Origin of the sequence: Haloarcula mannanilytica (assembly GCF_005406125.1) — an archaeon.
GTDB classification, from domain to species: Archaea; Halobacteriota; Halobacteria; order Halobacteriales; family Haloarculaceae; genus Haloarcula; species Haloarcula mannanilytica.
On the sequence record NZ_BIXZ01000001.1, the window covers coordinates 269025 to 283349 of the forward strand.

The window sequence follows — 14325 nt, forward strand, 5'->3', positions numbered from 1 at the left end:
GCCGCCCTCGGGAACGGCGCGTCCCGGTAAATCGCTACAATAATCACTATCAGTCCGAGGTCCTGTCGGCTTTCGCTGACGGCTGCTCGACGCCGATAACGTCCAGCCGGACCCGTCCTGACGACCCATCGCCGAGTGAAATATCCCAGCCGTGGCCGCGTGCGATCTCACGGATGACAGCCAGGTGAAGGCCGGCACCTTCGTCAGTGGACCCGTAGCTGAGTTCGAACGGCCCCTGACTGTCCCCGTCTAGTGGCCGGCCGTCGTGTTCGAGGAAGAAGCCGTCGGCCGTGTCGGCGACCGTTATCCGCACGCTCTCACCCCGGTCCGTGGCGAGCCGGAAGAAGTTCTCTGCGAGCTGGCACAGACGGCTGCGGTCAGCCAACACCGTCCCAGTACAGTCGATTTCAACGGTCGACGTACCTGTGTCGATGGCGTTCCATGCTTCGGCCAGCACGTCCGAGAGCGACACCGGCTCGGCAGTGTACTGTCGTTCCCCCTGTCTGGCGATCTCCATGAGGTCGTCGATGAGAAACGACATGCGGGTGTGACTGCGCTGGATCGCGTCGAACTCCTCGGCGTCCGTCGCTTCGGCGAGGAGTTCGACCCGCCCCATCGCCGCCTGAAGCGGGTTCCGGAGTTCGTGTGAAATAATCTGTGCGAGCTCTCGCAGCCGCTCTTTCTGGCGCTCCAGCTCTGTCGTCCGCTGCTGGAGCGCGTCTTTCGTATGGCTCGCGTCGATAGCCAGCGCGATGTTGTGGCCGACCTCCCGAAACGTGTCCTGTTCTTCCGTGTCGAAGATGTCGATGCGGTCAGCGTACACAGCGAGGACGCCGTACGAGGTCCCGTCGTACACCAGTGGAACGGCGAGAACGCGGACACAATCTGTCTCCAGTGCGTCCGTCCGGTCTCCGACCGCTGCCTGGTCGATGTCCGCAACGACGAGTCGCTCAGCCGATCCGGCCCGAACCAACGGTTCCGGGGCGGTGATCGTTACGCGGCCACGCTGTGAGCCCAGCGTCCGAATGACGGGTCTGTCACCCTGACAGGTCACCGTACAGGCCTCGGTGTATCTGGACGTGCCTGCCAGAACTGCAGTGACATCGCGTTCAATGTCCATCCGCGACTGTGACCGGACGAGCGCCTGATTGACCAGTCGAACGGCCTCGTTGAGCTGTTTCCGCTTGCTGGCTCGCTGGCGGGCTGGACTGGACGCGACAGCGGCATCGACCTGTGCCAGGAGTCGCTGGTGGGCGTCGTCGACCGTCCCCGGAACGTAACCGAACACGTCGCGGCTGTAGGCCTCACGGGCGATATCGCCGTTCGTCACTTCCGCAAGGAGGACGACCGGGACCTCGGAATGATTCCGTTGCAGCCGCTCGATGACGGTCAATCCACCGAGGTACTGCGTCCCGTCCGGGTTCGCCACTTCGCAGTTCGTGACAACGCAGTCCGTGTCGTAATCACCGAGCGCACACTCTAGGTCACGAACGCCCTCGACCTCGTGGACAGTGAGGCCACTGTCCCGGAGAAACGAAATCGCGGCCCTGTCCTGGCTTGCACTTCGGACAAACAGGACGGTGGGCTGGGGCTTCATCACCCTTCCGAGGAGACACACACATAAAGAAGTTACACCCGATCTGTCACGGTGAGTGACAGTACTTCCGCAGCGGTGCCGCGACCGACGCCGGGGGACGATTTATACACCTGGCACCGCATCCTCTGATGATGGCGCATCAGGGGCTGGAGACGTATCGGACCCGGTCGACAGTCATCGAGGCGGTCCGATCACTCATCGACGATGCCGAGGAAAGCGTTACGCTCGCGGTACCGAAAGCCGCACTCGCTACATTTGCGCCACAACTCAGAGCCGCTATCGAGCGCGACGTACTGGTGTTGGTCCTTGTCCACGGCGAAACGACCGCATCGACACCCGCGTACGACGACATCGCAACGGCGGTTCGGACGATCGGAAACGGCATCACGCCGTTGCTCGTGACTGCCGATGTAAAACGTGGCCTCACCGGGCATGACCGGGTTTTGACCGAGCCGGACGGCGACTATCAGGCGACGGTCTTCGACAGCGAGAACCTCGCTCACGACGAGTTCACGATGTTCCTGGGCGTCCACTGGCTGATGGGAACGGAACGCTACGTCGCCAGCGTCGGTTCGTTCCCGCAGACGTTCTCGGCGTTCGAATTCGCCGTTCTCACGGCGGCGCTGGCGCTCCGGGATAAGATACCGATCACTGCGAGCGCAGCGGTGGTCTCGACCGCGGACGGGACGGAGACGACGATATCGGGACCAGTAGTGAACGTCCGCCAGAGCCTCGTCTATCCGGCGTCAAGCTCGAACCCGGCCGAACGGTCGATTACTGTCGAAACCGACGACGGGCCGGTCACTGTCGGTGGGAACGGTGCCACGAAAGAAGCATACGAATGCCGCGACATCACGCTTGACCGAGACGACAGGCAGTAGCCACTCCGGCCCTCTGTTCCACTGCTCGGACTCGAAACGGACCGACTGAAATACGAAAAAGAACCGCTATCGCCTGGCGACCGCGCCGATACCAGCCCGTTACTGGAAGGTTCGGCTGGCCGTGCTTTCCTCGGTGACGCCGGGTTCGGCTCGGTCGAAGCGCTGTTCGATCTCGTCGTAGCGCTCGCGGGTCTCCTCGGTGACGCTGGGACCGACTTCCTCCAGTGCGTGCTCGAAGTGGTCCATCGTCACGCGGACGTTACTGACGCTGTCGCCGATTTCCTCGGGGTCCACGCTGTTGATGAACTCCCGGGTCGCGGCCATCGATGCCTCGCGGGCGACCGCTTCGATGTCCGCGCCGACGTAGCCGTCCGTGCGGCGGGCCAGTTCGTCGAGGTCGACGCCGTCGGCCAGGGGCTTGTTCCGGGTGTGGACCTGGAAGATGGCGCGTCGGGCTTCCTCGTCCGGGACGGGCACGTGGACGTGCCTGTCGAGCCGGCCGGGACGCAGGAGCGCGTCGTCGATGAGGTCCGGGCGGTTCGTGGTCGCAACCACGACGACGTTCTCCATGTCCTCGATGCCGTCAAGCTCCGTCAGGAGCTGGGAGACGACGCGTTCGCCGACGCCGGAGTCGGTCGTGCCGCCGCCTCGTTCGCTGGCGATGGAGTCGATTTCGTCGAAGAACACCACGGTCGGGGCGTTCTCGCGGGCCTTCGCGAACACTTCGCGGACGCCCTTTTCGGACTCGCCGACGAACTTGTTCAGCAGCTCAGGCCCCTTCACGGAGATGAAGTTGGACTGGGCCTCGTTGGCGACGGCCTTCGCCAGCAGCGTCTTGCCGGTACCGGGCGGGCCGTACATCAGCACGCCCTTCGCGGCTTCCAGATCCATCGACTCGAACACGTCTTCGTACTCAAGGGGCCACTGGATGGTCTCCCGGAGCCGTTCCTTGGTGTCTTCGAGGCCGCCGACGGAGTCCCAGGTGACATCCGGGACTTCGACGAAGACTTCCCGCAGCGCGGAGGGCTCGATGCCCTTCATCGCTTCGCGGAAGTCCTTGTCGCTGATCTCCAGCTGCTCCAGTACCTCGGCGTCGATCTCGTCCGATTCGAGGTCGAGTTCGGGGCGGATGCGCCGCAGCGCGTTCATCGCGCTCTCTTTCGTGAGCGAGGCGAGGTCGGCCCCGACGAAGCCGTGGGTGTTCTCGGCGTAGTTTTCGATATCGATCTCCTCGGAGAGGGGCATCCCGCGGGTGTGGACCTGCAGGATCTCTTTGCGCCCCTTCTTGTCCGGAACGCCGATTTCGATTTCGCGGTCGAAGCGACCACCACGGCGCAGCGCCGGGTCGATATCGTCGACACGGTTCGTCGCACCGATGACGATGACCTGTCCGCGTTCTTCCAGCCCGTCCATCAGACTGAGTAGCTGGGCGACGACGCGGCGTTCCACGTCGCCTTGGGTCTCGCCACGTTTGGGGGCGATGGAGTCGATCTCGTCGATGAAGACGATAGCGGGGGAGTTCTCCGAAGCCTCGTCGAAGACCTCACGGAGTTGCTCCTCGCTCTCGCCGTAGTACTTCGACATGATCTCCGGGCCGGAGATGGTCGTGAAGTACGCGTCGATCTCGTTTGCGACGGCTTTCGCCATCAGCGTCTTGCCGGTGCCGGGCGGGCCGTGCAGGAGGACGCCCTTCGGCGGCTCGATGCCGAGCTGCTGGAACAGTTCGGGGTGGCGCATCGGCAGCTCGATCATCTCCCGGACCTGTTCGAGCTCGCGGTCTAGGCCGCCGATGTCCTCGTAGGTCACGTCGGGCGTGTCGCTCGCTTCGGGCGCGCCCTCGCCGCTGTGGACCTGTTCGGCGGGCATCTCGCTGACCTGGATGTCCGTGGAGTCGGTCACGACGACCGTGCCGGAGGGTTCGGTTTCAGCGATCTTCAGCGGAATCTTCTGACCGGACATAGAGGAGAGCGGTCCGAGGCCGAAGCTCACGGGGACCGTCTGGCCCTGCGTGACGGCCTGGCCGCTGAGGTTATTGCGAATCATCGGGCCGACGTTGCCCCGAACACGAAGGTTCTGAGGTAGGGCGACGGTGACCGAGGTCGCGGGGTTCACGTCGGCTTTCTCGATGTTTACGTGGTCGTCGATACCGACGTTGGCCTCCTGGCGGAGCTGGCCATCGATTCGGACGATACCTTTCCCCTCGTCCTCGGGGTAACCGGGCCAGACCCGGGCGACCGCGCGGCTGTCCTGTTTCCCTTCGAGAACGATGTAGTCGCCGTTCTCCAGTTCGAGTTCGTCCATGGCGGCGCGGTCGATAGCCGCAAGGCCACGGCCGGCGTCTTTCTGTTTGAGCGGTTTAACAGTAAGTTTCATCAGTAATCTCCCTCGCTCTCTGACAGTTCGATAGTGAGAACCCCGTGATTGATAAACGCTCGTGCGTCACCGGCGGGGATCTCCTGTTCGTGCTGGTGGCCGTCAGCGACGACGATGACGGTCCCGTCGACCACATCGACACTCGCATCGGCGGCAGGTCCCACGTCCGCCGCGAGCACGACGCTGTCGTCGTACTCGAATCGGCGGAGGGGCGTCTCGTCGAACAACTGCTGTTCTGAAGTCATGCTAACTCAAAGTAAGCGTGATAAGTATATAAACCTATCGCTGAAATGCGCTGTACGGCGGGAAAATACATGTAGTTGCTTGAATGCGGTTCACACCTTATCTGGGCGCGCCAACCTTTTATCCACACCGCTTCCCAACGGTGTCGCATGGAGCGGGTGAGCCATCGCGGGCGAGTCACGGCGTACAGACGGACGCGACCTGGTGGCGTGGGACCGACGACGCTGTACGTTCACGGTAGCGGCGCGACACATCGCGTGTGGGGACGCCAGTACGCGCCGTCCGGACCGGCCCACCCCGCCGTCGCGCTGGACCTGTCAGGTCACGGGGACTCCGGAGACATCGACACCGAGGCCGGGACCGCGACGCTCGACGCGTACGCGGACGACGTGGTCGCCGTTGCGGCGGAGACGGACGCCGACGTGCTTGTCGGCAATTCGCTGGGCGGGGCCATCGCCCAGTGGGTCGCACTAGAGCGCGAGTGGACGCCTGCGGCGATGGTGTTGCTCGGCACCGGCCCCGAACTCCCGGTGTTCGAAGGCCTCCGGGAGTGGCTGGCAGACGACTGGGACCGCGCTGTCGAGTTCCTGCACGAACGGGACCGGCTGTTTCACGACGCTGATCACGAGGCCGTGGCCCGCTCCCGCGAGCAGATGGCGGCGGTCGGGCAGGCAGTGACCCGCCGCGACTTCATGACCTGCCATCACTTCGATGTCAGCGACCGACTCGGCGAGATCGACGTTCCCGTCCTCGCTATCTGTGGCGAACACGACAAACTCACCCCGCGTGCCTATCACGAGACGCTTGCCACTGAAATACCGAGCGGCGAGGTGTCGTTCGTCCCCGACGCCGCGCATCTGGCGATGGTCGAGCGCCCCGACCCGTTCAACGATATCGTCGGGTCGTTCCTCGATGACGCGGTCTGAGCAGTTCTTTTGAGAGTGTTTAATCGCCGGGATAGCACCACGGCCCGAGAGCGAAAAACAGCAAGGCGATGGCGAGCATCGCCCGCGGCCCGGCACGGAACAGCGCCGTCGGCGCGACGACGGCCACCGCCTGAACGACGCCCATCGGAACCGCGGTTTTCGGCCCCGGTTTGGGGTAGTCGAAGGGCGCGACCATCGCCAACGAGAGGCCAAGCGCCCCGACGCTCAGCACGAGCGGGTCCGTGACGCCGCTCAGATACGCCGTGGCGATGATGATACTCCCGAGCGTGTTTGGCATCCCCGGCCGCTCGTCGGGGGAGTCGAAGTACGTCGAGTAGAACGCCGTTCGAATAATCGAGCACACGACGTACGCCGAGGCCAGCAACACGAGACCGACGAACACGGCCGGATGGGCGGATTCGATACCGCCGTAGGCGTTCGTCAGGAGAACATAGAGAAAGAGGCTCGGTGTCGCACCGAACGAGACCACGTCGGTCACAGAGTCAAGCAGCGGGCCGACCGCCGAACTGTCGCCGTTCCGGGCGACGATACCGTCGACGGCGTCGGCGATGACCGCGAGCAGGAGCAGCCGAGCGGCCAGATGCGGGTCGGCGAAGGCGATGGCTCCGGCGACGAACCCGACGACGGCGTTGAACAGCGTCACCGTGTCGGCGAGGCTCAGTCGTCGCCGTATCTCGAAGCCCATGCTTCCCCGGTTGGCCACGGCGTATATGAAGGACTCGAAACCGAACGCCCCGCAGTACCGCTCGACTGTCCGTCACTCCTCCGGGAGATCGTGGCCGATGACAAGGCGAGCGGTGGTGGCGAGCGTCCCGACAACGAGCACGACTAGCTCCCAGCCGCTCCGGGCGATGGGGAACACGCGGTCGACGTTTTCGGGTTCTGACTGTCCCGGATTGGGGTCGACGCCCGTGCTCATCTGCACTTCGCTTGAGTTGCCCATCGCCTGAGTGGTCGACCCGCCGCCCGCACTGCTTCCACCGCCAGTCGCACCTTCGGATGTCGGCTCAGGCAGTTCGACGAACGTCTGGACGATGCCGCGCTGGGTTGACAGCTCCAGGTGGCCGCTGAGCTGATAGAACTGGTCGTACAGCGGCCAGAAGAGGTTCGCACCGCCCGTAATCAGATCGAGGAGAACATGGCCCGCCACATACACGACGACACAGAACCAGCTGACTCGGACGCCGTAGGCCCCCCAGCGGTTCTTGATATAGGACTCCTCACGTACGTACAGGTCGACCCCGATGAGAAGCGCCAGCACCGCCGGGATGACGAGGTTCGTCGTCGCGGCTCGGTGACCGGCCTGCCAGTAGAGGCCGATGAAAGCATCGACATCGGGGAACGTGACGACGAGTATCGACAGGAGCAGCGACCGTTTGTCGAAGGCCGCTCCCAGCAGCGTCGCAGCGAGCAACCCCACAAACGCGTAGTGGACGACCAGCGAGGGCATACAGACAGCACCACCACCACAGAGATGAGCGTTGTGGTGGGCTCTATCAAAATTAGAAACCGCCCCACCTGATTAATATGGACACAGTAAATACGTTGTTAGTGGGGAATCGGTGGGGTGGTATGGCACCCACCAGTACTTCTGTAACGGAGCGACACGCCGAGTCACAAACGCGAAAACGGGAACCGTTCAGTCAGCCGTTATTTCCTGCTGTGCCGTGGCCGCCTCGTCCTTCGTCGGGGCAACGAGTCTGTACGCTCCGTACAGGGCCAGGACCAGGAGGCCGGCCAGGACCAGCCCGGTCCGGAGCGTCGGGTCGACCATCGGGGTCGCGATGACCTCGCCCGCGTCGTTCGTCAGCGGTGCCGCGCCGTACGGCTGGCCCGCCAGTATCTCCACGATGCCGAGGACGACGACGCCCAGCAGCATCAGTCCGCCGCTGAGTGCCATCGCCGCTTTGTCGATGACGGTAGTGTGTTGTTGCATTGGTGGTCACCTCCTCAGCCGAGCAGGTACCTGAGTTTCGGGTGTCGTTTGACCAGTTTGGTCTTCTCGATGATGGCGTCGAGGCCGTAGTAGCGGCCGGTGGCCAGCACGATCATCGTCATGAACAACAGCAGGCCCATGAGGTCGCTGTTGACCAGCCCGTGGCCGAACTCCGCGTTGCCGATCCAGAACAGGGCCATGAAGAAGACCCCGAACACGGAGGCCAGCCTGACCAGCGCGCCGACCATCAGTCCGAGCCCGATGAGCGTCTCTCCGAGCGGGACCAGCGCCTGAATGAGCCAGCCCAGGTGTTCGCCCATCAGCACAGGGATTGGACCGAGCGCCGTGCCAGTCATCTGCCTGAGGTACGCCGGCCCGTAGGTGTAGGCCAGCCCGTCCTCGATGAGCTTCGTTACGCCTGCGTGGAAGAACCACCAGCCGGTTACGACACGCAGGAACGCCAGCCAGTACGCGGTCCAGGCCCCGCCGAGCTCGAGCTCGAACTCGTCTGCCAGGGGGTTCGCCGCTTGATAGGACATCTGTGTCACCTCACATGTGTACCTGAGCGGGCAAGGAGCATATAAACAGGAGAGCGTTCTCAACAACTGAAAACCGCTCTCGGAGCCTGAGAAGTGTAAAATCACGGACCAGGCCGATATTACCCGTTCGGCTGGGGGTTTTTATGTACTCTGTCCAGCCGTGGGAGCCACTCCCGGGCCACCGTGAGGTTCAAACCCTCGATGCGACTACGCTACAACACCAATGGTACTCGAACTGACGGGCAAACACACGACAGCGCGGGTGATGGTCGACGACGAGTCGCTCGTCGAAGCGGGGTGTCGAGAGCAGATCGAGACGCTCATCGACCACCCCGCGTTCACCGAGCCGGTCCGGATTATGCCGGACACGCACTGGGGAGCCGGCGCACCAATCGGCTTCACGATGCCGCTTGGCGACCGGATTGTCCCAAACATCGTCGGTGTCGACGTTGGCTGTGGGATGGCCGCGACGAACCTCGGGCCGGAACTTCCGCTGGAAGACGAAGAGCGCGAGCGCCGCGTGCGCGAAGCGGTCCCGATGGGCCGGTCGGTTCACGATTACGACGACGCTATCCACCTCGTTGAGGAGTTCCCGTTTGAGCGGGCCAACCGCGTCTTCGAGCAGTTCGACGCGGCCTACGCCGAGCGGTTCGGCGAGCATATCGACCCCGTCGAGTTCGACTTCGACGGCTATGACGAGGAGTACTTCGAGTCGCTGTGTGACCGCGTGCTGGCCGACCAGCGCCAGGGTATGGGGTATATAATCAAGAGTGCGGGAACGCTGGGCGGCGGCAATCATTTCGTGGAGTTCGGCCAGGCACGGGAGTCGGGGGACTACTGGCTGGTCATCCACAGTGGCTCACGGTATCTGGGCAAATCCGTCGCCGAGTACTGGCAGTCGACCGCGACGGACCGCCGGACTATCGGTGAAATCCGCGAACAGATCCCCGAGGAGTACGTCGAGTACCTGAAGTTCGACCCCGACACCGTCGAATCGCGTGACCTCTACGCCTGGGTCACCGGCGGCATGGGCGAGTCCTACATCCGGAAGGACCGCCTCCGCCGCGAACTGGACGGCAAAGAAATTGAGGAGGCCTTCGACGAACTGGGGAAAGTACAGGACGCCATCCACAGCAGCGACGACGAGGACCGTAACACGGACCTGGATTGGCTGGAAGGCCAGGAAGCCCACGGCTACTTCGTCGATATGCTGTTTGCCCAGCAGTACGCCCGCTGGAACCGCGAATTGATGAGCGACGCCGTCTGCGACGCGCTCGGTGTCGACCCCGTCGACCGCTTCCAGTCGATTCATAATTATATCGATTTCCGCGACCTGACCGTCCGCAAGGGGGCGACCCCGGCCCGCGAGGATCAGCGTCTGTTGATCCCGTTCAACATGGCCGAGGGATCGATCATCGCACGCGGGAAAGGCAACGACGAGTACCACCAGACCGCTCCACACGGCGCAGGACGCGTGATGAGCCGCCGGCAGGCCCACAGCGACATCGACATGGAGGAGTTCGCCGCGGCAATGGATGGCGTCTACTCCGAGTCCGTCATCGAAGGCGTCCGCGACGAAGCGCCGATGGCGTACAAGGACGCCGACGCGATTCTGTCGGCCATCGAACCCACGGCAGAAGTCGTCGAGTACGTCGACGCCGTCCACAATCTGAAGGCGACTGAGTGAGCGAACCTGTTAGGATAGCAGAAAGTGATTTGCGCTCGAAGGCCCTGGGTCCCGTATGACCATTCTCGTGGCCATCGCCAACGATTCGGTCTCCTCAGCGGTCATCGATACGGCGGTTCGGCTCGCCGACGGACTCGAGGATGAACTGTACGTGGTCCACCTCGTCGACGAGGACACCGCCGACGGCACGGCCAAACAGCTTCGGGACGAGATACGCGAGCGGTTCCGCGACGCCACCGTGGTTGCGACTGTCGCTATCGAACACGTCGGTCGGTCTGCGATGCGGTCGGGCACCCGGATCGGCAACGAACTGGTCGAACTCGCGGCTGACGTTGACGTTAGCCATATCGTGATGGGCCACGAGCCGAAGGGGCTGGCCGGTCGGCTTCGGGAGGGAGATGCGACGGTAGCCGTCATCGACGCCGCCGATGTGCCCGTTACTGTCGTCCCGGAGCCACACGCACAGCAGACACAGCCAAACCAGTAGCGTCCTACAGTCCCAGTTCTCTCCCCAGGACCATCCGCTGTATCTCGCTCGTCCCTTCGCCGATCTCCATGAGCTTCGCGTCCCGGTAGAACCGCTGTGGCGCAAAGTCCGTCGTGTAGCCGTAGCCGCCAAGCACCTGCACGGCGTCCTCGGCGACTTCCCGGCAGATCTCGCTGGCGTCGAGTTTCGCCAGTGAGGAGAGACGGGTCACGTCCTCTCCCTGGTCGTACATCGTCGCGGCCTTGTGGGTCAGCAGGCGCGCACGCTCGATTTTGCGGTCCATCTCGACGATCTTGTCCCGGACGGCATCGAACTTCGAGATAGGACGGTCGAACTGCTCGCGTTCGGTGGCGTAGGACTTCGCTGCCTCGAACGCGCCTTGTGCGAGGCCCGTCGAGAGCGCGGCGATGGAGATGCGCCCGCCGTTGAGCGTTTTCAGCGTCTGCTCCCAGCCGTCGCCTTCCTCGCCCAGCAGGCGGTCGGCGGGAATCCGGCAGTCGTCGAACTGGAGTTCGCAGGTCGGTGAGGCGTTCAGGCCCATCTTCTCCCACTCGGTCGTCACGTCCCAGCCGTCGTCCTCGGGGGCGACGATGAACGTCGAGATGCCGTCGTAGCCGGCGTCGGGGTCGGTGACGGCCTTGACCAGCACCGACCCGGCGACGGAGGCGTTCGTGATAAACTGCTTGGTCCCGTTGAGCACGTACTCGTCGCCGTCCCGCTCGGCCGTCGTGTCCATGTCGCTGGCGTCGCTGCCGCTACCGGGTTCCGTGAGCGCCCAACCGCCGAGGTGTTCGCCAGTAGCGAGCGGTCTGAGCCACCGCTCTTTCTGGGCGTTTGTGCCGAACAGCTCTATGGGCTTGCTCCCAAGCGAGGTGTGGGCCACATACGAGAGACCGATGCTCCCGGAGACGCGCCCGAGTTCCTCGGCGACGAGGGCATACATCAGCGTATCCCCGCCGAGCCCGCCCCACTCCTCGCTGATCGGGATCCCCATCATGTCGAGGTCGCCGAGTTCGTCGAATATCTCCGCCGGGAAGCGGTGTTCGTCCTCGATTTCCTGGGCTATCGGCTTGATCTCGTTCTCGCAGAACTCGCGGACCGAATTCCGGATCATCCGGTGTTCGCCCGGCAGGTCGAACTCCATACTGAACGTAGGACCTGTGACACTAAATACCACAGGGGCAGACACAAGCCATTTGCCCGTCCACAGCATTCATTCGGGGGAATGGCGTTCCGGCGACTCCTCCGTGGCACGGTCCCCTGGGAGCAACTCGAAGGCGTGGTCCGGGCAGTGATAGACCGGTACGACGAGCCCGCGGCCCACGTGGCGTTTCTGGAGGCGGACAACTGGCTCTCGACGCCGCTGGTCGTCAACGACCAGTGGTTCGTGAAAGTCATCACCGAGCAGAACTCGCTCGTGCACACACTGCTGACCGCCGGCCGCAACATCGGCGCGTTCTCGTCGGGGACCGAGGGCTTTTTCGAGCACTTCGGGACGCCCTACGAAATGGCCGAACACGAACTGGCGGCGACCCGGCGGATGCGAGAGATCGGCGTCAACGCCCCCGAACCCATCGAGGCCTTCGAGTACGACGGGATGGGCATCCTCGTCCTGGAATACATCCCCGATTTCGCGCCACTGGATGACCTTTCGCCGGAAACGGTCGAGCGACACAGCCCGACAGTGTTTGAGTTCCTGCACCGGATGCACGAGGACGGGCTGGCCCACGGCGATTTCCGCTGTGAAAACGTGCTCGTGGCCCACGACGACCTCTACTTCATCGACGCGACGAGCGTCCGCGAGGCGGCGATCAGAGATGCCCGCGCATACGACCTGGCCTGTGCGCTTGGCGCCTTGGAACCGCTTATCGGCGCGTCGGCCGCCGTCTCGGCAGCGGCGATCCACTACGATACGTCGGAGTTGCTGGCCGCCGAGGAGTTCCTCGATTTCGTCAACATCCGTCCGGACCACGACTTCGCCGCCGCAGAAATCCGTGGGGCCGTCGAAAAGCGTGCGTAGTGCCGGCTCTAAGCAGTCTCAGTCCGCCGGCGCTGCCCCGACCGCCCGGCTTCTGGCGACGACACCGATGCCGACGAGAACGACGGCCCCGCCGGCAACTGTCGACGTACCCGGTATCTCGGCGAGCAACAGCAGCGCCAGCAGCGCGCTCCCGACCGGTTCGCCCAGCAGCGAGACGCTGACCATGCTGGATTCGACGTGGGCAAGCGCCCAGTTGAGGGCGGTGTGACCGAACACGCCGGGGCCAACGGCCATCGCAAAAAACAGCGCCCACTCCCGCGGCGGGTAGCCGGTGACGGGATGCCCCGACACGAGAACGAACCCCAGCAGACAGACCGCGGCAACACCGTAGACGACGGTCACGTAGGGGATGAGGGGGAACCGCTGGCGGAGCGAACGCCCGGCGAGCACGTAGCCGGCGGCCATGACGCCGCCGACGAGCGCCAAGGCGTTGCCGTACAGCGGGCGCGGGCCGATGGCACCGCCGCCGAGCAGTTCGCCGATGGACATCACGACGATGCCGCCGATGGCAACGAGGATGCCAGCCGTCGTCCCCCGCGTCACGCGTTCGTCGAGCAAGGCCCACGCGCCGACGGCGACGAACAGCGGCTGGCACTGGACCAGCGTGACCGACGCCGCGACGCTCGTCCACGCCAGGCTCTCGAACCACGCGGCGAAGTGAACGGCGAGCGCCACGCCGGTCGCCGCGGCCGCCAGCACGTCCCGCCGGGAGAGCCGAGCGAAGGCGGACCGATGTCGGCCCAGCGCCAGCGGAGCCAGCAGCGTCGTCGTCAACAAGACGCGGTAAAAGGCTGCGACCGACGCCGCGGCCGCGCTCCAGCGGACGAGAATCGCGCTCGTACTGACCGCTAATACGGCGACAGCCAGGGCGATTCGCGGGTCGATTCGCGGCTCGGTCACGCCCATCGCGCTCCGTTGTGACGCGGCGTCCCAGCGGTCTTATCAGTTCTCGCGACGACACGTCCGGTCATCTGTTGGCAGTATCCGATACGGCACTAAAGAAACACCGGCTCCCATAGTCGGGACCGTTGCCGCCCGCGGGCACGGATGGTTACCCTTCGAGCAACTCCTTCGTCTTCCGGTGACGGTACCGGAACATCGGCTCCATCCCGAGACAGCCGAAGGGGCCGAAGGCCTTGCCCAGCGGCCCGCCGGGGAGTTCGAACTCGACGTGGTCGTGGACGAGCGTCTCCCTGTCGCTCAGCGCCTTGAATGTGTGCGTGTGCTCCCAGTGGGGGAACGGCCCTTCCGCCATCGCGTCCCGGAACATCGCTTCGTCTTCGCTCTCTTCGCGCGCAACGATGTTCGACACCCAGCGCTGACGCGGCGGTACTCCGAAAGGCTTGATTGAGGAGACGACGACCGATCCGGCGGTCAGCTCCTCGGGGTCCGGGTCGCCGTCCGGCCCGCGCTCCTCCTCGATGCGGATGTTCATCCAGTTTGGGGTCAGTGCGACCAGGCCATCGCCTGTCGCGTGGAACGTCCAGACCTCGGACAGCGGGGCTTCGACGCGGACCTGCCGCTCGTAAATCACCATACCGGTAGTAGGGGCAGCGACGGCAAAACACCCGCGGTAGGTACGACTGGTTTTGAG

15 protein-coding genes are annotated in these 14325 nt (G+C 64.2%); 5 read left to right on the forward strand and 10 right to left on the reverse strand.

Annotation, left to right across the window (positions count from 1 at the left end; genetic code table 11):
* Window positions 1–49 precede the first annotated feature (49 nt).
* Window positions 50–1597: an ATP-binding response regulator gene (locus Harman_RS01310; protein WP_137682021.1), complete on the reverse strand. Its 1548-nt coding sequence runs from the start codon at window positions 1595–1597 to the stop codon at window positions 50–52.
* Between the two features lie 128 nt (window positions 1598–1725).
* Here Harman_RS01310 and Harman_RS01315 point away from each other — a divergent pair, with 128 nt between their 5' ends.
* Window positions 1726–2478, forward strand: a complete 753-nt coding sequence (locus Harman_RS01315) for a TrmB family transcriptional regulator sugar-binding domain-containing protein (protein WP_137682022.1) — start codon at window positions 1726–1728, stop codon at window positions 2476–2478.
* A 99-nt stretch (window positions 2479–2577) separates the two neighbouring features.
* Here Harman_RS01315 and Harman_RS01320 read toward each other — a convergent pair whose 3' ends face one another.
* Both Harman_RS01320 and Harman_RS01325 read right to left on the reverse strand, forming a co-directional pair.
* Window positions 2578–4851: a CDC48 family AAA ATPase gene (locus Harman_RS01320; protein WP_137682023.1), complete on the reverse strand. Its 2274-nt coding sequence runs from the start codon at window positions 4849–4851 to the stop codon at window positions 2578–2580.
* Entirely contained in the window at window positions 4851–5096 is a 246-nt protein-coding gene (locus Harman_RS01325; RefSeq protein WP_137682024.1) for a DUF7127 family protein, read from the reverse strand. Before Harman_RS01325 ends, Harman_RS01320 begins: the two co-directional genes overlap by 1 nt.
* A 147-nt stretch (window positions 5097–5243) precedes the next feature.
* Here Harman_RS01325 and Harman_RS01330 point away from each other — a divergent pair, with 147 nt between their 5' ends.
* Window positions 5244–6020, forward strand: coding sequence for an alpha/beta fold hydrolase (locus Harman_RS01330; protein ID WP_137682025.1), 777 nt, complete (start codon window positions 5244–5246; stop codon window positions 6018–6020).
* A 19-nt stretch (window positions 6021–6039) separates the two neighbouring features.
* Here Harman_RS01330 and Harman_RS01335 read toward each other — a convergent pair whose 3' ends face one another.
* The 4 genes from Harman_RS01335 to Harman_RS01350 all read right to left on the reverse strand — a co-directional run bounded on the left by Harman_RS01335 (window position 6040) and on the right by Harman_RS01350 (window position 8516).
* Window positions 6040–6726 (reverse strand): protein sorting system archaetidylserine synthase, encoded by a 687-nt coding sequence (locus Harman_RS01335; protein WP_137682026.1) that lies wholly within the window; start codon window positions 6724–6726, stop codon window positions 6040–6042.
* Window positions 6727–6798: 72 nt separating this feature from the next.
* Entirely contained in the window at window positions 6799–7491 is a 693-nt protein-coding gene (locus Harman_RS01340; protein ID WP_137682027.1) for a metal-dependent hydrolase, read from the reverse strand.
* A 189-nt stretch (window positions 7492–7680) separates the two neighbouring features.
* Window positions 7681–7977 (reverse strand): hypothetical protein, encoded by a 297-nt coding sequence (locus Harman_RS01345; RefSeq protein WP_137682028.1) that lies wholly within the window; start codon window positions 7975–7977, stop codon window positions 7681–7683.
* A gap of 14 nt (window positions 7978–7991) precedes the next feature.
* Window positions 7992–8516 carry a DoxX family membrane protein gene (locus Harman_RS01350; RefSeq protein ID WP_137682029.1) on the reverse strand — a complete coding sequence of 175 codons (525 nt, stop codon included), beginning with the start codon at window positions 8514–8516 and terminating at the stop codon, window positions 7992–7994.
* Window positions 8517–8739: 223 nt separating this feature from the next.
* On the opposite strand from Harman_RS01350, the gene Harman_RS01355 reads away from it, so the two are divergent.
* Window positions 8740–10203 carry an RtcB family protein gene (locus Harman_RS01355; RefSeq protein WP_137682030.1) on the forward strand — a complete coding sequence of 488 codons (1464 nt, stop codon included), beginning with the start codon at window positions 8740–8742 and terminating at the stop codon, window positions 10201–10203.
* A gap of 55 nt (window positions 10204–10258) precedes the next feature.
* Window positions 10259–10690, forward strand: coding sequence for a universal stress protein (locus Harman_RS01360; protein WP_137682031.1), 432 nt, complete (start codon window positions 10259–10261; stop codon window positions 10688–10690).
* A gap of 4 nt (window positions 10691–10694) precedes the next feature.
* On the opposite strand, the gene Harman_RS01365 is transcribed toward Harman_RS01360, so the two are convergent.
* Window positions 10695–11834 carry an acyl-CoA dehydrogenase family protein gene (locus Harman_RS01365; protein WP_137682032.1) on the reverse strand — a complete coding sequence of 380 codons (1140 nt, stop codon included), beginning with the start codon at window positions 11832–11834 and terminating at the stop codon, window positions 10695–10697.
* 81 nt (window positions 11835–11915) lie between these two features.
* On the opposite strand from Harman_RS01365, the gene Harman_RS01370 reads away from it, so the two are divergent.
* On the forward strand, window positions 11916–12710 hold the full coding sequence (locus Harman_RS01370; protein WP_137682033.1) for an RIO1 family regulatory kinase/ATPase domain-containing protein: 795 nt from the start codon (window positions 11916–11918) through the stop codon (window positions 12708–12710).
* 18 nt (window positions 12711–12728) lie between these two features.
* Here Harman_RS01370 and Harman_RS01375 read toward each other — a convergent pair whose 3' ends face one another.
* Both Harman_RS01375 and Harman_RS01380 read right to left on the reverse strand, forming a co-directional pair.
* Complete coding sequence (locus Harman_RS01375; RefSeq protein ID WP_137682034.1) at window positions 12729–13637, reverse strand: DMT family transporter; 909 nt, start codon at window positions 13635–13637, stop codon at window positions 12729–12731.
* Between the two features lie 145 nt (window positions 13638–13782).
* The gene (locus tag Harman_RS01380; RefSeq protein ID WP_137682035.1) at window positions 13783–14268 is read right to left on the reverse strand and encodes an SRPBCC family protein; all 486 of its coding nucleotides are present in this window, start codon (window positions 14266–14268) and stop codon (window positions 13783–13785) included.
* Window positions 14269–14325 lie beyond the last annotated feature (57 nt).